General features: G+C 72.3%; 16 protein-coding genes and 1 tRNA gene. 15 read left to right on the top strand and 2 right to left on the bottom strand.

The genetic code is table 11. The features are described from left to right. Nucleotides 1–17 precede the first annotated feature (17 nt). The 7 genes from QL987_RS10240 (at nucleotide 18) to mfd (ending at nucleotide 9,163) form a co-directional block, all read left to right on the top strand. Nucleotides 18–977 (top strand): hypothetical protein, encoded by a 960-nt coding sequence (locus QL987_RS10240; RefSeq protein ID WP_290157551.1) that lies wholly within the window; start codon nucleotides 18–20, stop codon nucleotides 975–977. A 78-nt stretch (nucleotides 978–1,055) separates the two neighbouring features. Next, nucleotides 1,056–2,300, top strand: a complete 1,245-nt coding sequence (locus QL987_RS10235) for a histidine kinase (RefSeq protein WP_290157550.1) — start codon at nucleotides 1,056–1,058, stop codon at nucleotides 2,298–2,300. Next, a complete protein-coding gene (locus QL987_RS10230) occupies nucleotides 2,297–2,953 on the top strand; it encodes a response regulator transcription factor (RefSeq protein ID WP_290157549.1) in 657 nt (218 codons plus the stop codon). Before QL987_RS10235 ends, QL987_RS10230 begins: the two co-directional genes overlap by 4 nt. Nucleotides 2,954–2,961: 8 nt before the next feature. Further along, complete coding sequence (locus tag QL987_RS10225) at nucleotides 2,962–3,927, top strand: hypothetical protein (protein WP_290157548.1); 966 nt, start codon at nucleotides 2,962–2,964, stop codon at nucleotides 3,925–3,927. A gap of 274 nt (nucleotides 3,928–4,201) precedes the next feature. Next, nucleotides 4,202–4,834 carry a 50S ribosomal protein L25/general stress protein Ctc gene (locus tag QL987_RS10220; RefSeq protein ID WP_111076430.1) on the top strand — a complete coding sequence of 211 codons (633 nt, stop codon included), beginning with the start codon at nucleotides 4,202–4,204 and terminating at the stop codon, nucleotides 4,832–4,834. Nucleotides 4,835–4,867: 33 nt separating this feature from the next. Continuing rightward, entirely contained in the window at nucleotides 4,868–5,452 is a 585-nt protein-coding gene (gene pth / locus QL987_RS10215) for an aminoacyl-tRNA hydrolase (protein ID WP_111076429.1), read from the top strand. A gap of 117 nt (nucleotides 5,453–5,569) precedes the next feature. Then, nucleotides 5,570–9,163, top strand: a complete 3,594-nt coding sequence (mfd, locus tag QL987_RS10210) for a transcription-repair coupling factor (RefSeq protein ID WP_290157547.1) — start codon at nucleotides 5,570–5,572, stop codon at nucleotides 9,161–9,163. A gap of 40 nt (nucleotides 9,164–9,203) precedes the next feature. On the opposite strand, the gene nhaA is transcribed toward mfd, so the two are convergent. Beyond that, on the bottom strand, nucleotides 9,204–10,382 hold the full coding sequence (gene nhaA / locus QL987_RS10205) for a Na+/H+ antiporter NhaA (RefSeq protein ID WP_290157546.1): 1,179 nt from the start codon (nucleotides 10,380–10,382) through the stop codon (nucleotides 9,204–9,206). Nucleotides 10,383–10,560: 178 nt separating this feature from the next. Between nhaA and QL987_RS10200 the strand changes: the two genes are divergently transcribed. From QL987_RS10200 to QL987_RS10165, 8 genes are all read left to right on the top strand, one after another. Next, a complete protein-coding gene (locus QL987_RS10200; RefSeq protein WP_290157545.1) occupies nucleotides 10,561–11,334 on the top strand; it encodes a MazG family protein in 774 nt (257 codons plus the stop codon). A gap of 285 nt (nucleotides 11,335–11,619) precedes the next feature. Continuing rightward, nucleotides 11,620–12,864, top strand: coding sequence for a histidine--tRNA ligase (hisS, locus tag QL987_RS10195; protein WP_290157544.1), 1,245 nt, complete (start codon nucleotides 11,620–11,622; stop codon nucleotides 12,862–12,864). A 97-nt stretch (nucleotides 12,865–12,961) separates the two neighbouring features. After that, complete coding sequence (gene eno, locus QL987_RS10190; protein WP_111076424.1) at nucleotides 12,962–14,245, top strand: phosphopyruvate hydratase; 1,284 nt, start codon at nucleotides 12,962–12,964, stop codon at nucleotides 14,243–14,245. Nucleotides 14,246–14,572: 327 nt separating this feature from the next. After that, on the top strand, nucleotides 14,573–15,112 hold the full coding sequence (locus tag QL987_RS10185; protein WP_253467582.1) for a septum formation initiator family protein: 540 nt from the start codon (nucleotides 14,573–14,575) through the stop codon (nucleotides 15,110–15,112). A 35-nt stretch (nucleotides 15,113–15,147) separates the two neighbouring features. After that, nucleotides 15,148–15,696 carry a DUF501 domain-containing protein gene (locus QL987_RS10180; protein WP_111076422.1) on the top strand — a complete coding sequence of 183 codons (549 nt, stop codon included), beginning with the start codon at nucleotides 15,148–15,150 and terminating at the stop codon, nucleotides 15,694–15,696. A 44-nt stretch (nucleotides 15,697–15,740) separates the two neighbouring features. Further along, nucleotides 15,741–17,213 (top strand): FAD-dependent oxidoreductase, encoded by a 1,473-nt coding sequence (locus QL987_RS10175; protein ID WP_253467584.1) that lies wholly within the window; start codon nucleotides 15,741–15,743, stop codon nucleotides 17,211–17,213. A gap of 110 nt (nucleotides 17,214–17,323) precedes the next feature. Next, nucleotides 17,324–17,397, top strand: a tRNA-Leu gene (locus QL987_RS10170). A gap of 57 nt (nucleotides 17,398–17,454) precedes the next feature. Next, the gene (locus QL987_RS10165; protein WP_181439377.1) at nucleotides 17,455–18,774 is read left to right on the top strand and encodes a threonine/serine exporter family protein; all 1,320 of its coding nucleotides are present in this window, start codon (nucleotides 17,455–17,457) and stop codon (nucleotides 18,772–18,774) included. A gap of 374 nt (nucleotides 18,775–19,148) precedes the next feature. Here the strand turns inward: QL987_RS10165 and QL987_RS10160 are convergent. Next, nucleotides 19,149–21,198 (bottom strand): Ig-like domain-containing protein (locus QL987_RS10160; protein WP_290157542.1); only part of this gene is annotated, 2,050 nt, incomplete at its 5' end.

The following is a 21,198-nucleotide window of genomic DNA, read 5'->3' as shown; positions in this document are numbered from 1 at the left end:
GGGTAGCCTCGGCGAGCGTGGACATCGACACGCTCGCTGCGGCCGCCCGTGAGCTCCTGCTCGTCGCGCCGGCGGACTTCGTCGCCGAGCGGACCGCCCGGCAGCGGGCGATGCGCGCTGACGACCGCGACACGGCCGCGGCGATCGGGAAGCTCCGGAAACCGACTCCGGCCGCCTGGGTGGTCGACCTGCTGGCGCACGAGCAGGCCCTCGACGAGGCGGTCGACCTCGGCCCGTCCCTGCGTGAGGCCCAGGCGAACGCGGACCCGCAGGAGATCAGCGCGCTCCGTCGCCAGCGCACGAGCGTGGTGGATGCACTGGCACAGGCCGGGGCAGACCTGGCCACGGATGCCGGCCACCCTGCCACGCCGGCGGTCCTCGAGCAGGTCCGCTCCACGATCGAGGCCGCGATGGCCGACCCGCACGCCGGAGCCGCCGTCCGCTCGGGGCTCCTCGTGCAGCCCCTGGAGAGCGTCGGCTTCGAGGACGTCGACCTCGACGGCGCCCTCGCCGTGCCGGACGCGGTCCCCGACGCCTGGTCGGGCAGCGGTGCCCCGCCCATCGACATCGAGGAGGGGCGGCGCGCACGGAGGTCGACCCGATCCTCCAGGCCGGAGAAACAGGCCGAACAGGCCGAACCGGCCGAACCGGCCGAACAGGACGAGCAGGACCAGCAGGACCAGCAGGACCGCGCCCCGGATCCCACGCCCGACCCCGCTGCCGAGCGCCGCGCCGCCCGCCAGGCTGAGACCGCAGCGCGGACGGAGTCCCGCGAGGCGGACGCGGCTCTCGACGAAGCGGAGCGTGAACTCGGCGCCGCCGAGGACCGCCGCGCCGGACTCGCGCGCGAGCTCGAGCGTGCCACCGCCGAGGTCGAGCGGCTCGAACGCTCCCGCGACGACGCCGAGACGGCCAGCGACCGCGCGCGGGACCTCCTCGCGGCCGCGCAGGAGCACCGCCGATCCCTCGGCCGCTGACCACCCCCTTCATCACCTCGGATGAAAACCGCGCGCACGGCTCGCTGACCGCCGCAGCGTCCCCATACGCTCGGCGGCATGACCACCTTCCTCCGACGGTTCCGACACCTGCTGGCACCCGCCACCGGCGTCGTCTACCTCGTGCTCTGGATCGTCGCCGAGGCCGGCAGGGCCGGACTCGCCGACCACGTCGTCGTGGTGTCCGCCTTCGCGGTGGCCATCGGTCTGGCTGCCTGGATGCCCTCGACCGCCCTCGGGCTGATCGTCGTCGTCCCGCTGCTGCAGGCGCTCCGACTGCTGCACCGCCCCACCGACACGACCTGGCCGGAGTACCTGGCGATCGTGATCGTCGTCGGCATCGTGGGGGCCGGGCGCTCGGACCTGCTCCGGTGGCTCGCCGTCCCCGTGCTGGCGGTCGCCAGCGCCGCGGCGGCCTGGGCGATGGTGGTGCCGACGGTCGCCGACCAGGACGTGTGGGCGAACTGGGTCGCCTCCGTGGCCGGGACCCGGACGAACCTCGTGCTCATCGCGCTGTCCCTGGCGGGAGCGAGCGGCATCGGCTGGGCGATCGGGGTGGCGATCGGCGCGACGTGGCGCATCGGCCTGGCCAGGGTCCGGGTGGTCGAGGCCGAGCGGGAGACCCAGGTGACGACGGTCGAGCTGCACGCCGAGCAGGAGCGTGCGCGGATCGCCCGCGACGTGCACGACTCGCTGGCGCACTCGCTCGCGGTCGTGGTCTCCCAGGCGCAGGGTGCCGCGGCGATCGCCGTGCGGGACGAGCACGCGGCGACCGCACTCCGCGACATCGCCGAGGTCAGCCGGTCGGCGCTCGGGGACGTCCGCGCGCTCGTCGAGCGCATCCAGGGCGCGGGCGACGACGCCCGGTACGGGTTGGCGGACGTCCCACCGCTCGTCGCGGACATGCGGGAGCTCGGCATGGACGCCACGTTCGAGCAGCACGGCGATCCGGCGGAGCTGCTCCCCGGCGTGGCCGCCGCAGTGCACCGGATCGTCCAGGAGAGCCTGACGAACGTCCTCAAGCACCAGGGCCGGACCGCGAGCGCTCGGGTGGTCCTCGACTGGCGCGGACCGGGCCTCGGCGTCGTGGTGTCGTCGCGCGGCGCCGCACCCCTCGTCGTACTCGACGGGGTGGGGACGGGCATCATCGGGATGCAGGAACGGGCGCGGTTGGCGGGCGGCTGGCTCCGCGCCGGCTCCGGGGACGAGGAACACGAGTTCGTCGTGACCGCGTGGGTGCCCGCGGGTGGACCGGTCGCACCGACAGCACCGACCGCAGCGGCCGAACTCGAGGTCGCACGGTGACCGCGATCCGGGTCGCGGTCGTCGACGACCAGCGGCTGTTCGCCTCCGGCATGCGGATGCTCGTCGACGCCCAGGACGACATGGCCTGCGTGGGGACGGCCGGCGACGGTGCCGCCGCCCTCGAGCTCTGCGACGTCGCGCACCCGGACGTCCTGCTGCTCGACCTCCGGATGCCGGTGCTGAACGGCATCGAGACGCTTGCGCGGCTGGGGGAGCGGGACGGGGACCGCCCGCGCGTGATCGCCCTGACGACCATCCGTCGGGACGACGCCGTCCTCGCCGCACTGCGTGCCGGGGCCGCCGCGTTCCTGACGAAGGACGCGCTGCCCGAGGTCGTCACGGCCACGATCCGCGACGTGCACGAAGGACGCCCGGCACCGACCGAGGCTGAGGCGCTGGAACTGCTCCGCGCGCAGGGCACCCCGGTCGGGGTGGACCGTCGTGACGCGGTGCTCGACGCCCTCACCGCCCGCGAACGCGAGGTCTTCCTCCTCGTGGCGAAGGGCCTCACCAACGCCGAGATCGCGGCGTCGGTGTTCCTCAGCGAGGCCACCGTGAAGAGCCACGTCCGGTCGGTGCTCATGAAGCTCGGGCTCCGGAACCGCATCCAGGTCGTCATCACCGCACACGAACGCGGCCTCGTCCGCGCCTAGGGGGAACCATGCAGATCACCACACGGGTCGCGAAGACCGGGACGCTCGGCCTCGTCGTCCTCGGCCTCGTCGCGGGCGTGGTCCACGGCCTGCCCGAGCCCGCCGACGTCGCGGTCAGGCCGTCGGTCGAGCGGGACCAGGCCGCGTGGACGATGCCGCTCGACGGGTGGGCCCAGCCGGCCGGCGGCAAGCAGGACTACGCGGAGAACCTCGCCGTCCAGCCGTGCCTCCGCCACGCGGGCATCGACTTCCCGGTGCCGTGGGCCACCTCGGCCGGGCTCGAAGCGGCCTCTGACGCCGATGAGACGCCCGAGCGGGGGAACCCCTCGCCGGCGCTCTCGTGGACGAGGCCGCTCGACGCCGACCTCGCACGGACGCGGGGCTACCACGGCCCCTCGGCCGCCGGAGCGAACGAGGACGGCATCCGCGAGTGGGGTCAGGACCCGGAGCGGAACGCCGCGTTCGCGGACGCATCGCAGCCGGCGGTGAGCCGGTGCTTCCACGAGGGCTACCGGACCCTCGGCCTGGACGACGAGGACGGCACCGCGCAGACCGCGTCGATGACCGCCAAACGCCTGACGTACGTCGCGGCGACGGCCGCTCGGCAGGACGACGCCGTCGTGGCCGCCGCCGCCCGGTGGCGCAGCTGCATGGCACCGTCGGGCGTGCGGGACCTGCCAGCGTCCCCCGCCGAGATGCCGTCGGAGTCCGTGCGGCGACAGTTCGGCACGGACATCGGATCGACGCCCGTCCAGGACGCCGAGGTCGCGGTCGCTGAGCGCGACGTCGCCTGCCAGGCGTCCTCGGGCTACCGGCGGGCACTGTACGACGCCGAGTGGCACCGGCTCCTGCACGTCACCGCGACCGACGCCGCCGCGCTCGGGGCGGCGGAGCCGCAGCAGCTGGCCGTCGACCGACGGCTCGACCGGACGATCGAGCGCCTCGCGCCGGAGGCGCCGGCCGACGTCGACTGAACCCGCTGACGGACGGGAGGCTCGTGGCGGCGCCGCCACGAGCCTCCCGTCCGGTCTGTGCCCGGACGGACGACGTGGTCCGACACGCCCGGGCCGGTACTGGTAGGCTTTCCCACGACTTCGGCGAGGGCCGCGTACGCGCGGCCGTGATCGACGCAGTGGGAGACCCGGCCAGACTCTGGGACCGTTCCTCACGCGCGCACGCGTTCGAGTTGCAACACCACAGACCCCCGATGCCGGCACTCCGGCGTCGTCCCCGACACCAGGAGGCATCATGGCTGACTACACCAAGCTCGCGGCGGAAGTCCGCACCAAGTTCGGCAAGGGTGCGGCGCGCAAGCTCCGCGCTGCCGACAAGATCCCCGCCGTCGTCTACGGCCACGGCACCGAGCCGAAGCACATCAGCCTGCCGGGCCACGAGACCATGCTGCTCGTCCGTACCGCCAACGCGGTCGTCGACCTCGACATCGAGGGTGCGGCCCAGCTCGCCCTCGTCAAGGACGTCCAGCGTGACCCGGTGCGCCAGATCATCGAGCACATCGACCTCGTCGTCCTCCGTCGTGGCGAGAAGGTCACCGTCGACGTCCCCGTGGTCGTCGAGGGCGAGTCCTTCTCCGGCACCATCCACGTGCAGGACCTCAACACCGTCTCGCTGCTCGTCCTGGCGACGGACATCCCCGAGCACGTCGTCGTCGACGTCGAGGGCCTCGAGGACGGCAAGCAGATCGTCGCCTCCGAGCTGACCCTCCCCGAGGGCGCCGAGCTCGAGACCGACCCCGAGGCACTCGTCGTGCAGATCGTCACCCCGCGTGGCACCGCTGACGACGAGGCCGCTGACGAGGCCTCCGCCGAGGCGGGCGCCGAAGCCGGTGCCGAGGGCGGCTCCGCTCCGGTCGACTCCGAGTAAGCAACACCCCGTAGAGACATCTGGTCGACGCTGATGGCAGATCGTTCGTTCGTCGTGGTCGGGCTCGGGAACCCCGGGCCCGACTACTCGGGCAACCGCCACAACGTCGGCCAGATGGTCCTCGACGAACTGGCCGCCCGCATGGGTGCCACGTTCAAGAAGCACAAGACCCCGAACCAGGTCGCCGAGGGGCGCCTGGTGCCGGGTGGCCCGAAGCTCGTCCTCGCGAAGCCCGGGTCGTTCATGAACACCTCCGGGGGACCGGTCTCGGCCGTCCTCGGGTTCTACTCCGCGTCGCCGGAGGACCTGATCCTGGTCCACGACGAGCTCGACCTGCCGTTCGACACCGTGCGCCTCAAGGGCAACGGCGGGCACGGCGGCCACAACGGCATCCGTGACGTCATCAAGGCGACGAACACGAACGAGTTCGCCCGGGTGCGGGTCGGCATCGGCCGTCCGCCCGGTCGCCAGGACCCGGCCGACTACGTGCTGCGTGACTTCGCCGCAGCCGAGAAGAAGCTGCTGCCGAACCTGCTGGCCGACGCCGCCGACGCGGTCGAGGCGATCGTGACTGATGGCCTGCTCGCCGCGCAGCAGCGTTTCCACGCGCCCGCATGACCGCAGGTCCTGAACGCGGACCGGACGGGAGGCACGTCCCGGCCCCGCCACGCGCCTCCTGTTCGCCCGTCGCGCACGGGGCGACCGCTGTCGGGGGCCGCCGGTACCATCGTGTGAGTGACGATCTCGGGCCTCATCCCTGCGCTCTCGCGCGACTCCTCCTTCGATCGTGCGCTCCGTGCCGCTCCTCGTGACGCCGACTTCTCGGTCATCGACGGGCTCCGCGTGCCGCTGTTCGCCGCGCTCCTGGCCGCTCGCACCGGCCCGCAGTGCGCCTTCGTCATCACCGCCACCGGCCGTGAAGCCGAGGCGGTCCGCGACGCCCTGAGCTGCACGATCCCGGACGCCGACGTGCTCGAGTTCCCGGCGTGGGAGACCCTGCCGCACGAGCGCCTCAGCCCGAGCCCGCAGACGGTCGGCACCCGCATCGCCACACTCCGTGCACTGCAGCGCTGGCAGGACACCCCGGTGGACGAGCGTCGCACGACCGTCGTCGTGGCCAGCGTCCGTGCGGCCCTGCAGCCGATCGCCGACAACCTCACCGAGCTCGCCCCGGTCGTCCTGCACACCGGGTCCCGTGGCAACGACCTCAGCCGGCTCGCCTCCCAGCTCGTCGACCTGGCCTACGCCCGCGTCGACCTGGTCACCCGTCGTGGCGAGTTCGCCGTCCGCGGTGGCATCCTCGACGTCTTCCCGCCGACCGCCGACCACCCGGTCCGCGTCGACTTCTTCGGCGACGAGATCGACGGCGTCAAGGCGTTCTCCGTCGCCGACCAGCGTTCGACGGAGGACGACCTGGGCTCGGTCGAGCTGACGGCCTCCCGCGAACTGCTCCTCAGTGACGACGTCCGGCAGCGCGCGCGAGAGATGCTGCACGAGTTCCCGAACCTGTCCCAGATGCTGGCCAAGGTCGCCGAGGGGATCCCGGTCGAGGGCATGGAGTCCCTCGCACCCGCACTGGTCCGGAAGCTCGTACCGGTCACCGACTACCTGCCCGAGGCAGCGACGATCGCCGTGTTCTCGCCCGAGCGGGTCAGCGGTCGCGCGCACAGCCTGGCCGAAACCAACCAGGAGTTCCTGCAGGCCGCCTGGAGCGCCGCGGTCGCCGGAGCGCAGGCGCCGATCGACCTCGACGCCGGCAACTTCATGACGGTGCAGCAGCTCAAGAACACCCGCGGGCAGCGCACGTGGTGGACGGTGTCGCCGTTCGACTCCGGTGCCGACGAGCCGATCACCGACTCCGACGCCGTGGCCGAGGCGGGGGAGTACATCCGCGTGCCGGGTGAGTCGATCCCGAGCTTCGCGGGCAGCGCCGACGGAGCGGTCGCCCACGTCAAGGAACTCACCGCCGACCAGTGGGCCGTCGTGGTGACCGCGCAGGGCCAGGGGCTCGTCGAACGGGCGGTGCAGGTGCTGGCCGACGCCGGGGTGGCCGCGCGCGCCGGGGCGTTGGACGGGCCTCCCGAACCGGGTGTCGCCATCGTCACGACCGCCAGCGTCGAGCACGGGTTCGCCGTCGCCGACCCGCGCATCGCGCTCTTCAGCGAGGCCGAGTTCTACGGCCGGAGCGTCCAGCAGGGCGCCCGGACGGTCAAGAAGCTGGCGAGCCGCCGGAAGAACGTCGTCGACCCGCTGCAGCTCAAGCCGGGCGACGTCGTCGTGCACGCGACCCACGGCATCGGCAAGTTCGTCGAGCTCGTCAGTCGCGAGGTCTCGAGCGGCGGCCGGAACGCGGTGAAGCAGCAGCGTGAGTACCTGGTGCTCGAGTACGCGCCGTCGAAGCGGAACTACCCGGGCGACAAGCTGTTCGTGCCGACCGACCAGCTCGACCAGTTGTCGCGGTACGTCGGTGGCGAGAACCCGACCCTGTCGAAGATGGGCGGCTCGGACTGGTCCGCGGCGAAGTCCAAGGCGCGCAAGGCCGTCCGCGACATCGCCGTCGACCTGGTGAAGCTGTACTCGGCGCGGATGGCGTCGAAGGGGCACGCGTTCGGCCCGGACACCCCGTGGCAGCGCGAGCTGGAAGAGGCGTTCCCGTTCGCGGAGACCGCCGACCAGCTGACCACCATCGACGAGATCAAGCGCGACATGGAGAGCCCGATCCCGATGGACCGGCTGCTGTCCGGCGACGTCGGCTACGGCAAGACCGAGGTCGCGATCCGTGCGGCGTTCAAGGCCGTGCAGGACGGCAAGCAGGTCGCGGTCCTCGTGCCGACAACGCTGCTGGTCCGTCAGCACATGGAGACGTTCCAGGAGCGCTTCGCCGGGTTCCCGGTGAACCTCCGCGCCCTCAGCCGGTTCCAGACCGAGAAGGAGTCGAAGGAGACGCTCGCGGGCCTCGCCGACGGCACGGTCGACATCGTCATCGGCACGCACCGGATCCTGTCGCAGAACGTGCAGTTCAAGGACGTCGGGCTCGTCATCATCGACGAGGAGCAGCGGTTCGGCGTCGAGCACAAGGACCAGCTGAAGAAGCTCAAGACCAACGTCGACGTCCTGGCGATGTCCGCGACGCCGATCCCGCGATCGCTGGAGATGGCGGTCACCGGCATCCGTGAGATGTCGACCCTGGCGACCCCGCCGGAGGACCGGCACCCGATCCTCACCTTCGTCGGGCCGCAGTCCGACCTGCAGGTCGCCGCGGCGATCAAGCGCGAGATGCTCCGCGAGGGGCAGGTGTTCTACGTGCACAACCGCGTCAAGGACATCCAGTCGGTCGCCTCCCACCTGGCCGAGATCGTGCCGGACGCCCGCATCGGCGTCGCGCACGGGCAGATGGCGGAGGGCACGCTCGAGCAGGTCATGGTGGACTTCTGGGAGCGCCGGTTCGACGTCCTGGTGTCGACGACGATCATCGAGACCGGCCTGGACATCGCGAACGCGAACACGCTGATCATCGACAAGGCCGACAAGTACGGCCTGTCGCAGCTGCACCAGCTGCGCGGCCGGGTCGGTCGTGGCCGGGAGCGCGGCTACGCGTACTTCCTCTACGACGCCGAGAAGCCGCTGTCCGAGACCGCGCAGGACCGCCTCGAGACGATCGCCGCCAACAACGAGCTGGGCGCCGGCATGCAGGTCGCGATGAAGGACCTCGAGATCCGCGGCGCGGGCAACCTGCTCGGTGGCGAGCAGTCCGGCCACATCGCGGGCGTCGGCTTCGACCTCTACCTCCGCATGATCGGTGAGGCGGTGTCGCAGTTCCGCGGTGACGTCGCCGAGGGGCAGACCGAACTCCGGCTCGAGATCCCCGTCGACGCGCACATCCCGGACGACTACGTCGAGTCCGAGCGGCTGCGTCTCGAGGCGTACCAGAAGCTCTCCGCTGCCTCGGCCCCGGCCGCGCAGGCCGAGGCGATCGACATGGTCCTCGACGAGCTCACCGACCGCTACGGCACCCCGCCGCAGGCCGTCCTCACCCTCATCGAGGTCTCCCGTCTCCGCCGGATGGCGCAGCAGGTCGGCCTGTCCGACGTCGTCGTGATGGGCTCGAACCTCCGCGTCGCCGGCAAGGAACTGGCCGATTCGGCACAGGTCCGGTTGAAGCGGATGTTCCCGGGGGCGCGCTGGTTCCCGCAGCAGGACGCGGCGAGCATCCCGGTGCCGAAGCCGCACGGCGAGACCCTGCCCGACGACGCGCTCATCGGCTGGGTGGAGAGCATCCTCACCGCCGTCTACGGCGCGCCGGCGCGCGAAGAGGCGTCGACGGTCTGACCGACGACCCGACGTGCTCGTCGCTCGCACCTGACGGACGCTACTCGGTCGCCTCGGCTTCGGAGAGCTCGCGACGCTGCCGGTAGCGGCGGGCGCGGACCGACACGACCACGGCGGAGGCGACCATCGCGATGCCGGAACCGACGAGCACGGCGAGGACGCCCTCGTCGACGATCTCCTCGTTCGCGGCGAACGCCAGCTCGTTCATGAGCAGCGACACGGTGAACCCGATGCCGCCGAGCACTCCGACGGTCATCACCGAACCGAACGACAGGGTCGACCGACCGGGTCCGCGGAACAGTCGACCCGCGATCGTGCCGAACAGGGTGATGCCGATGACCTTGCCGACCGGCAGCGCGAGGACGACGCCCCAGAACGTCGGCGAGAGCTCAGCGATCCCGACCGCGGGGATGACGACCGCGGCGGAGACGAAGGCGAAGACCGGCAGGACGATGGCGTTCGAGTACGGCTCGACCTGCTCGTGGAGCGTGCCGCCCGGACGGCGGGGGAGCACCAGGCCGAGCGCGACACCGGCGATCGTCGCGTGCACCCCCGAGTGGTACACGAGCCACCAGGTGACCAGGCCGATGCCGACCATCGCGACGATGAGGAACGGCTGCGCCCGGCTGCCGGGGCGCAGCCGTCGGCCGAGGACCGCGAAGACCACGAGCAGGACCGCGGCTCCGCCGAGCGCCAGGAAGTCGGTGCCGTGGGCGAAGACCACCGCGATGATGACGATCGCGATGAGGTCGTCGAGGACGGCCAGGGCCAGCAGGAACACCCGGATCGTGGAGGGCAGACCCCGACCGAACATCGCCAGGACCCCGAGTGCGAACGCGATGTCCGTCGCCGTCGGGATCGGCCAGCCGTGCGTGTACGGGGCGCCGGACGTGACGAGCAGGTAGACCAGCGCCGGGACGAGCACACCGCCGACCGCTGCGATGGCGGGGACCACGGCGGTCTTGGGGTTCGCGAGTTCGCCGGCGACGAGTTCGTGCTTCAGCTCCACGGCGACGAGCAGGAAGAACACCGCCAGCAGGCCGTCGCTGACCCAGTGCGCGATCGACAGGTCCAGCCCGATCGCTCCCCACGGGGTGTGCCAGTCGAGGCCGCGCTCGAGGCCCGGGCCGAGCGCGGTGTTCGCGATGACCAGGCCGAGGACGGCGGCGGACAGCAGCGCGATGGCGCTGAACCGGGGGGAACGGACGAAGGAGGGCATGCGACTCCGGAGGCGATTCGGGTACGGGGAACGGATCGTCGACCAGACTTCCCGACACGCCTCGACCATCGTACCGGCTGCGGCTGCGGCTGCGGCCGCTGTCCGATCGGCGTCCGACGGGTGCGACCGGCGCCGACGGGTCCGATCGATGCGGAGCCGGCGGTGGCAGCATGGCGGCATGACCTCCGTTGACGAACTCGTCGCCGTCGTGGACCGCCTGCTCGACCCCGAGCACGGATGCGTCTGGAACCGCGAGCAGACCCATGCGAGCCTCGCCCGCTACGCCGTCGAGGAGACCTACGAACTGGTCGACGCCATCGACGGCGACGACACCGACGAACTGCGCGAAGAACTCGGCGACGTGCTCTACCAGGTGGTGTTGCACGCCGGGATCGCCGCGCACCAGGGGCGGTTCGACCTGGACGACGTCGCCGACGGTGTCCGCGAGAAGATGCAGCGCCGCCACCCGCACGTCTTCGGGGACGAGGAAGCGCACACCGTCGAGGACGTCGTTCGGGTCTGGCGTGCGGCGAAGGCCGCCGAGAAGGCGGGACGCAGCAGCGTGTACGCCGGCGTGCCGCGGGCGATGCCGCCGCTCGAGCGTGCGGTGAAGCTGTTCGAACGGCTGGAGGAGCGTGGGGACCTGCACGCAGCGGTCGCGTCGGTCGCGGACGGCAGTGTCGTGGAGCAGGTCGGGGTGGACGTCGGGCTGGACGTCGGGAGCGCTGGTCCGGCCGCGGACGGGATGGTCCAGCAGCCGTTCGGCAGTCGTGTCGACGCCGCCTGGGGAGCGGGGATGCTCGCCGAGGTGGCGGTGGTGCACGAGCAGGGGATCGACCCGGTGGCCAGCCTGCGGGCGGCGGTGACGCTGCTGGAGGCGGCAGCTCGCCAGGCGGAGGAAGAGTCGGCGGTGGCACCGGACACCACGGCAGCGGACCCCGCAGCGGAGTAGGGCGCCGTAGCTGCGCTGGACTCGGCGCCGGAGCGCGCGCACGGAGACGAAGAGCGGGCGTCCTCCTAACCCGAAAAAGGAGGACGCCCGCGAGCGGGAGAAGACGCCACCAGGGAGCAACGTCGTCAGGGGATCCCGCTCGAACCGCGTGGGCGTTTGCAGCACTTGCCCTCGCTGACGACCGATGCGTGGATCAGGCACCCACCGGCCGAGGTTCTGGATGAAGCATATCAGCGGACACCAGCGGTCTGCAACCGCCCTCGGTGCTCTGCGAGAATCGACCACATGGCGACGACCGTGACGGCCCCCCGGGGCATGCGAGACCACCTCCCGGCCGACAAGGCGCGGCGCGAGCACGTGCTCGGCGTCATCCGGGGTGTCTACGCGCGCCACGGGTTCGACGAGATCGAGACCCCCGTGCTCGAGGACGCTGCTCGCCTGCACTCGGGACTCGGCGGCGACAACGAGAAGCTCGCGTTCGCGGTCATGAAGCGCGGCCTGGGCGTCGACGACCTGCAACGGGCCGAGACGCCGCTGGAGCTCGCCGACCTCGGCCTCCGGTTCGACCTGACCGTCCCGCTCGCCCGCTTCTACGCGTCCCACCGCGCCGAGCTGCCCACCGTCTTCCGGGCCGTGCAGATCGCGCCGGTCTGGCGTGCCGAGCGACCGCAGAAGGGCCGCTACCGCCAATTCGTGCAGTGCGACATCGACATCCTCGGCGAGCCCGGGCAACTGGCCGAGATCGAACTGATCCGTGCGACCACGGCGGCGCTCGACGCCCTGGGCATCGCCGGCACCGCGATCCGCATCAACGACCGCCGGATCCTGCTCGCGCTCCTCGCCTCGTGGGGGATCACCGAGCAGGCGGCCGCCGACCGGGCGCTCATCACGGTCGACAAGCTCGACAAGATCGGGCCGGACGGCGTCGCGAAGGAGCTCGGCGAGACGCTGGAGATCGACGGTGCCGGGCTCGCCGACACGATCCGCGCGCTCGAGTCCGCCGACTGGGACAGCGTCCGCGGCGCCGCGTGGCTGGACGTCGAGGCCTTCGCGGACCTCGAGCGCCTGCGGGCCGCGCTGCCCGGTGTGGACCTGCGCTTCGACCCGACGCTCGTGCGCGGCATGGGGTACTACACCGGGACGATCTTCGAGGTCGCCCACCCGGACTTCGGCTACAGCCTGGGCGGCGGCGGACGCTACGACGGCATGATCGGCCGGTTCCTCGGCCAGGACGTGCCGGCGGTCGGATTCTCGCTCGGGTTCGAGCGGCTCGTCGACCTGGTCACGCTGCCGGACGCCGACGCGGACGACGCCGTCGTGCTCGTGTACGACAAGGACATCGACCCGGTGCGCCTCGCCGCACTCAAGACCGAGGCCCTCGGGTCGCACCACCGGGTGCGCCTCGAGAAGCGCACGAAGAACATGAAGAACCTGCTCGCCGGCCTGGTGGAGCAGGGCTTCGGGTCGTTCGCGACGGTGGACTCGGACACGACGACGCTCGACGGCGTCGCGTTCCGGCCGCTCGCCTGATCGACGCCCACCGGTCATCCACAGGCCGCCGTCGGCGATGACCGGCGTCGCTAGGATCGACCGTGAACCACAACAACCCAACGACAGGGAGTACCCAGTGGCAGTGATCGATGCCGTAGGCGCACGCGAAGTCCTCGATTCCCGAGGCAACCCGACGGTCGAGGTCGAGGTCCTCCTGGATGACGGCGTCGTCTCGCGCGCGCTCGTCCCCTCCGGTGCCTCCACCGGCGCCTTCGAAGCGTACGAACTGCGTGACGGCGACGACTCGCGCTACGGCGGCAAGGGCGTGCTCAAGGCCGTCGAGGCCGTGCTCGACGAGATCGGCCCGGCGCTCGAGGGCTTCGACGCCACCGACCAGCGCCTCGTCGACGCCGCGCTCATCGAGCTCGACGGCACCGAGAACAAGTCCCGCCTCGGCGCGAACGCGATCCTCGGCGCCTCGCTCGCCGTCGCCCGTGCCGCGGCCGACTCGGTCGACCTGCCGCTGTTCCGCTACCTCGGTGGCCCGAACGCGCACACGCTGCCGGTCCCGCTCATGAACGTCGTCAACGGCGGTGCCCACGCGGACACCAACGTCGACATCCAGGAGTTCTTCCTGGTGCCCTACGGTGCCGAGTCCTTCTCGGAAGCGCTCCGCTGGGGCGTCGAGACCTACCACGCGCTCAAGGGTGAGCTGAAGAAGCAGGGTCTGGCGACCGGCCTCGGCGACGAGGGCGGCTTCGCTCCGGAGCTCGCCTCGAACCGTGCAGCGCTCGACTTCCTGCTCGCCGCCATCGAGAAGGCCGGCTTCACCCCGGGCAAGGACATCGCGCTGGGCCTGGACGTCGCCAGCACCGAGTTCTTCCACGACGGCAAGTACGCGTTCGAGGGCAAGCAGCTCTCCAGCCAGGAGTTCACCCAGTACTTCGTCGACCTGGCGCGCGACTACCCGCTCGCCACGATCGAGGACCCGCTGGCCGAGGACGACTGGGAGGGCTGGACCCACCTGACCGCCGAGCTCGGCTCGAAGCTGCAGATCGTCGGCGACGACCTCTACGTCACGAACCCGAAGCGCCTGCAGCGCGGCATCGACGAGAAGGCCGGCAACTCGATCCTGGTCAAGGTGAACCAGATCGGCACGCTGACCGAGACCCTCGACGCGGTCTCGCTCGCCCAGCGCCACGGCATGACGGCGATCCTCTCCCACCGCTCCGGCGAGACCGAGGACACCACCATCGCCGACATCGCGGTCGCGGTCGACGGCGGCCAGATCAAGACCGGTGCGCCGGCCCGCTCGGACCGTGTCGCGAAGTACAACCAGCTCCTCCGCATCGAGGAAGAGCTCGGCGACGCCGCGGTCTACGCCGGCCGCTCGGCGTTCCCGCGCTCGGCCTCGCTGTAACCAGCACCCTCGGAACGCCGTCCTCCCCGCCGGGGAGGGCGGCGTTCTGCCGTGCTATGAGCCGGGGGCGAACCCGGGGAGGGGTGGCGGGCCTCCCGGCCGAGACGCCGCCGTCTGCGGATGGCGCCGCGCTCTGGGTGAGACGCCGCGGATCCCGGCGGTGTCTTGCGAACACCGCGGCGTCTCGCGGACTTCACGGCGTCTCGGTGAGGCGAGCCAGCCGGGAGGCCCGTGGCGCGCCTCCAGACCGGCTGCCGTCCCTGAGAGGGTCCGGCACACGCGCGTGCCGGAGGTACCGGTGCCCCGATGCCGCGTTATCGTCGAGACGTGCCCAGCCAGAAGCCCCGTGTCCGCCGCGTCCCCGTGGCGATGCCCGAGGGAGCCGCCGCCGAGCAGCCCTGGTACCGCTCGCTGCACTTCTCCGGCTTCAGCCTGCTGATGCTCGCCATCATCGTGCTCTTCGTCGTGGTCCTGGCACCCTCGCTCCGCACCCTGGTGCAGCAGCAGGAGCAGATCACCGGCATGCAGCGACAGGTGGCGGCGCAGAAGGCCGACGTGGCGCAGAAGAAGCACGACCTGGCCCGCTGGGACGACCCCGCCTACATCGAGGCGCAGGCCCGCGACCGGCTGCTCTACGTGTACCCGGGCGAGGAGAGCTACCTCGTGATGGGTGCCGAGAAGGGCACCACGGCGACGCCGGCACCGACCACGGACTCCGGCACGCCGGTCAGCTCGAGCGTGCAGACGCCGAAGGTGGACTGGGTGCAGTCGATGCTGTCCTCGGTGCTGCAGGCCGGCCTGTCCGACGAGACCCGCAGCGAACTCGAGCGCAGCGGCAGCACGGACAGCGGCTCGTCATCGAAGTAGGGCCGACGCCGGGATTCCGGTAGGCTCACGTCCCCGTGACGACCCCTCCGTTCGACCCGCCGACCGCCCACGACGTCCGGGTGGTGTCCGCCCAGCTCGGACGTCCCGCTCGTGACGTCATCGGCATCGCGGCGCGCTGCGTCTGCGGCAACCCGACGGTCGTGTCCACGAAGCCCCGCCTGGGCAACGGCACCCCGTTCCCGACGCTGTACTACCTGTGCCACCCCGCTGCCACCGCGGCGGTCAGCACCCTCGAGGCGAACCAGGTCATGCCCGAACTGGCTGCCCTCCTCGAGGACCCCGACACCGCTGAGCAGTACCGCCGCGCACACCAGGCGTACCTCGACGACCGCGAGTCGATCGAGCACGTCGAGGAGATCGTGGGCATCAGCGCGGGCGGCATGCCCACCCGCGTCAAGTGCCTGCATGCGCTCGTCGGTCACGCCCTCGCCGCCGGCCCCGGAGTCAACCCCATCGGCGACCTCGCGCTGGAGCGCGCGGACTGGTCGCCCTCCCGGTGTGAATGCCGGGCATATGATGAGGATGCAGACGCCGGAGTCGGGGCGGGTGGCGGCGAGAACTGACCAGCCTCCCAGCAGCTCACCCCACCCCAAGGAGAACACGAACCGTGCCCAAGATCCTCGTCGTCGGCGGCGGTTACGCCGGCTTCTACACCGCCTGGAAGCTCGAGAAGCACCTTCGCAAGGGCGAAGCCGACGTCGTGATGGTGGACCCGCTGCCGTACATGACGTACCAGCCGTTCCTGCCCGAGGTCGCCGCCGGCTCCATCGAGCCGCGTCACGCCGTGGTCTCGCACCGCCGTCACCTCAAGTCGACGCGCGTCGTCACCGCGAAGGTCACCAAGGTCGACCACGCGAACCGCACCGCGACGATCACCCCCGAGCTCGGCGAGCCGTGGGAAGAGTCCTACGACCAGATCGTCATGACGGCCGGCGCCGTGTCCCGCACGTTCCCGATCCCGGGCGTCGCGGACGAGGCCATCGGCCTGAAGACCATCGAAGAGGCCGCCGCGATCCGCGACAAGATCCTCACCAACTTCGCCAAGGCCGCCAACATGCCGGCCGGCCCCGAGCGGCAGCGTCTGCTCACGGTCGTCGTCGTCGGCGGTGGCTTCGCCGGCATCGAGGTGTTCGCCGAGCTCCGCTCCTTCGTGTCCGACCTGCTCAGCAGCTACCCGCAGATCGCCTTCGAGGACACGCACTTCCACCTGGTCGAGGCGATGGGCCGCATCATGCCCGAGGTCTCGCTCGAGACCTCGCACTGGGTGCTCAAGAACCTCGCCGAGCGCGGAGCCACGGTGCACCTCGAGACGCAGCTGGCCTCGGCCGTGGGTGGCGTCTGCCAGCTCAAGGCCAAGGACGAGTCGATCGAGGTCATCGAGTCCGACCTGATCATCTGGACCGCCGGCGTCATGGCGAACCCGATGGTCAAGGGCACCGACTTCCCGCTCGAGCCCCGCGGCCGCATCACCGTGCAGCCCGACCTCCGCATCGTCGACGAGGACACCGTCATCACCGACGCCTGGGCCTGCGGTGACGTCGCGGCGGTCCCGGACCTCACCGGCGGTGGCGTCGGCGGCATGTGCGTCCCGAACGCCCAGCACGCGGTCCGTCAGGCCAAGCAGCTCGCCAAGAACCTCGTCGCCACCATCCGCGGCGAAGCGACGGTCGACTACAAGCACGAGAACCTCGGCGCCGTCGCGGGCCTCGGTCTCGGCATCGGTGTGTTCCAGTCCGGCAAGTTCGCCATGAAGGGCTTCCTGGCCTGGGGCGCCCACCGCGGCTACCACGGTCTGGCCATGCCGTCGTGGGAGCGCAAGATCCGCGTCGTCGGCGACTGGGTCGGCAACTTCTTCCTGGGCCGCGACATCGCGTCCCTCGACGACCGCGAGACCCCGCGCGCCGCGTTCGAGGCCTGGGCCTCCCGCCCGAAGCCGGCCGTCGAGGCCGCTCCGGAAGCGGAGTCCCCGGCCGCCGGCCAGCCTGCCGGCGCTGCCGGTCCCGCCTACGCGACGCCCGCCGAGGACGTCTCGAAGGAAGCCGCGCCCGTCGGCGCCGGTGAGTCGGCGAAGACCGAGTAAGCAGGCCGAGCGGACAGCTCGAGCACGTCCGAGAGCGGGCGGTCCCCCCATGGGTGGCCGCCCGCTCCCGCGTCGGTAGGCTGATCGGGCCCGACCGGCAGCGGTCGTGCGCCCCCGTGGCCCAATCGGTAGAGGCACGCGACTTAAAATCGCTGAGTTGTGGGTTCGAGTCCCACCGGGGGTACGAGAACCGGACGGGCACCCGAACCGGACGGGCTGCCGGACTCGTTACGCTGACCCTGTGGTCGGGATCGGGAGTGCGCTGACGAACCTCCGGGACGCCCTCCGTCGCCCCGAGGCCCACGTCGAGGTCATCGACGGCGAGACCGTCCCGATCGGCATGCTCCTCGGCACGCTCGGCGCCCTGCTGCTGGATGCTGGCAGCTCGGTCACCGACGTCCGCTCGGCCCTCGAGAAGACCCGCGACGCCGCCGGGGTGGACGGCCTGGCGATCGGCGTCCTGCCGGCGCTGGTGATCGTCAGCGAGGCGGCCACCGGTGCCGCCACCATCGTGAACGCCGAGGGCATCGAACTGTCGTTCCGGCAGTCCGCACGGGCGAACCGCCTGGTCCTCGGACTCGAACGCGGCGCGATCGCCCTGGCCGAGATCCCCGCACGGGTCCGCAGCATCCGGCAGGGCACCCGTCCGCCGGCGCCGCTGCCCTGGGTGCTCGGCAACGCGCTGACGTCGGCCGGCCTGGCGGTCGTGTTCCGCTGCCCGTGGTGGGCGGTCCTGGTCGCGCTGGCGGTCGGCGCCCTCGTCGGTGTGATCGGCCTGCTGCTCCGGCGCTTCCGCGAGGCCATCGCCGTTGTCCCGTTCCTCGCGGCGTTCTGTGCGACCGCGGTCGTCGGGCTCGTGGCCGCGAGCACCGGGTTCGACCACGTCCCCCTCTACGCCGTCTGCGCCCCGGTCGCGGTGTTCGTGCCGGGAGCGCTCATCACCAACGCCCTACTCGAGCTCACCGCGGCCGACATCGTCACCGGGTCGGCGCGACTGATGCAGGGCCTCATCATGCTCGGCTTCATGGCGGCGGGCATCGCGGCCGGCAGCGCCGTCACCGGTCTGCACGTCGACCCGACCTCGGCGGCCCTGGTCGGTGAGGTCGCCGGCATCGGCACGGACCGCGCCGGGTGGGAGGCCGTGCCACCACTGTGGGCGTCCTGGGTCGCCGTCGTGGTCCTGGCGACCGGCATCAGCCTGGTCTTCGGCTCGGGCTGGCGGCTCACCGCAGCCTCGGTCGTCGTGATGGTCACCGCCTACGCGGTCGTCTCGTGGCTGACCCCGTTCAGCGGCAGCGTCGTCGCGACCGGGCTGGCCGCCGCGCTGCTCTTCGTCGCGACGCGCGTCCTGGAGCGGATCGTGCCCGTCATCCCGGCGACGGTGTCGTTCCGTCCGGCGTTCCTGCTGCTCGTCCCGGGCACGGTCGGGCTCGTCGCGCTCTCGACCTTCGATGCCGGGGCCCTCGCGACGCCGCTCGCGACGTTCATCAGCCTCTGCGTCGGCACGAAGATCGGCGGCCTCCTGCCCGGCCTCTTCGCCCGCTCGGCCCCGACGCACTGACGCCCCCGACGCACTGACGCACTGACGCACTGACGCCCCCGACGCACTGACGCACTGACGCCCCCGACGCACTGACGCACTGACGCACTGACGCATATACACGTTGACGCGCTGAACGGCGAACGCATCGGCGTGCTGACGCACGACGACCGGGCCGGGCCCCGGCCGACGGCGGTCCGGCGCAATCGGGCCCCCTCCGGTCGTCGAACACGGATCGGTGACGGTGCCGACGACGGACGGGAGGCCCGGCCCGGTCGGGTCGCTGGACACGCCTCGGTGACGGTGCCGACGACGGACGGGAGGCCCGTGGCGGGGCCGCGTCGAGCCTCCCGGCTGGTCGGACCGCCCTGTCCACCGGCCGCGCCGGACCCGGGTCAGGACCGGACGGCGGCCCCGTCGAACCGGAGCCATGCCCAGGCGGCAGCTGCCGCCACCAGGACCACGCCGACACCGGTCGCCATCGCGGCGACGGGGACGTGCGTGCCGGCCGCACCGGAGTAGACCGCGGCGGCGAGACCGACGCCGACCGCCGCGAGGGCCGCGTACCGGGGCCGGGAGACCGAGGCGAGCGCGGCGCCCGCCGTCCCGCGGAGGGGCAGCAGCGTGACGACCAGGGAGCCGAGGCCACCGACGCAGAGGGTGCTGGCGAACTCGGAGACGAGCGATCCGGCGAAGCCGACGGACGGGGTGACGCTGTGCAGGACCCAGCCGACGACCGCGAGGACGAGCAGCGCAACCGATCGCCAGGTGGCGCTCCGCGCGCAGGCGGCGACGCTCCGGCCGAGGTGCAGGGTGGCGGTGTCGAGGTCGGTCCGGGCCACCGGCACCAGCAGGACCCCGACGACGAGGGCGGGGGAGAGGTCGGCGGCACGGGTCAGTCCGCTCGCCAGGACCGCGGCGAGGAGCAGGCCGGGGGAGAGCCGGTAGGTGACGGTGTGGCGGTCTTCGCCCGCGGTCCAGCGGGTGGCGAGGACGACGCCGGCGCTGAGCACCGCGACGCCGGCGACGACGCCGATCGCGAGACGGACGTAGCGGGCCTCGAGTGCGATGCCGGTGCCGAGGAGGGCGAGCAGACCGGCGACGGCGATCCCGATCGTGACGGTGACCCAGCTCGCCACGGCGTCGTCACCGTGGCGACGTTCCGAGCGGGTGCGGTTGCGGCCGGTGAAGCGGGCGGCGCCGAACGGGATCCGTCCGCGCAGGGCACCGGCGAGGACCCGCCCCGGGCCGGCGACGAGCAGGAGGAACGCGGCGGCGACGCCGCCGGCGATGGCGAGGGTGCGCCACGAGAACGCGGACTGGATCGTGGGGACGGCGTGGTCGTACCCGGTCGCGACGGTCCAGTCGCCTGCGGGTCCCGTCCAGTCGGGGCCGCCGGCGTGGCTGCTCGGGCCTCCACCGGGCAGTGCGCTGCCGGGGGTCCCGTCGCCGCTGGTGCCCGTGCCGGTGCCGTCCGTCGGTCCGGTGCCGCCGGTCGGGCCGGTGCCGGACCCGCTGGTCGGGCCGGTGGTGCCGTCGGCGCTGCCGGGTCCGCTGCCGTGCGTCCCACCGCCGTGCGTCCCGCCACCGGGGGTGCCGCTGCCGGCTCCGCTGCCGGGGGTCGCCCCGGGCGTGCTGGTCGTCGGGGTCGCGGACGCGTCGCCGGTGACCCGGAAGGTGGTGGCGCTCGCGGCCGCCGAGGTGTTGCCCGCCTCGTCCTGTGCGACCGCCCGGATCTCGTGCGTGCCGGCGCGGAGGCTGTCCGCGACCCGGCAGGACCACGTCCCGTCCGCAGCGACCGACGCCCGGCACACCGCGGTCGAGTCGACGTACGCGGTGACGACTGTCTGTGGTTCGGCGGTCCCCGCGATGCGCACGCGCTGCGGACCGACGGCGCCGGATCCGGCCGGCGCGGTGATCCGTGGCGCAGCGGGCGCGGTCCGGTCGACGACGAGGGTCCGCGCGGCGGAAGCGGCGCTCCGGAGGTCCGACCGGTACCCGGTGGCGGTGCTCGCGGTCTGGGTGGCGCTGACACTGACGGTGCCCTCGGCCGGGGCGCTCGCACCGGATCCCCACCGGGCAGTCCACGTGCCGGCAGCGGTGACGACGGCGGTCAGCACCGCGGTGGAACCGGACCGGCTGACGGTGACCGTGGCGCCGGGGAGGCCCGTCCCGGTGACCGTCCCGGTGGTGGGCCGTCGGGCGTCGATGGTCGGCGGCACGATGACGTCCGACGGAGCGGCGTCGGCACTCGGCAGGGCGGAGGCCGTCGTGTCGAGGACGGTGAAGACCTGCGCGGGGCCGGAGCGCACCGTCCCGACGCAGGACCACGAGCCGGCGGTGCTCGTGAGGGCACGGCAGACCGAGGCCGAGGGGACGGCGGGTTCGGCGACCCGCACCTGGTGCCCGGGGGTCGCCCGTCCGGAGAAGCGGGCGAGGGCGGTG

Source organism: Curtobacterium sp. APC 4022, from assembly GCF_030407555.1.
In the GTDB taxonomy this organism is placed as follows: Bacteria; Actinomycetota; Actinomycetes; order Actinomycetales; family Microbacteriaceae; genus Curtobacterium.
Note: the sequence above shows the minus strand (reverse complement) of the source record. Positions and strands in the feature narration are given on the sequence as shown.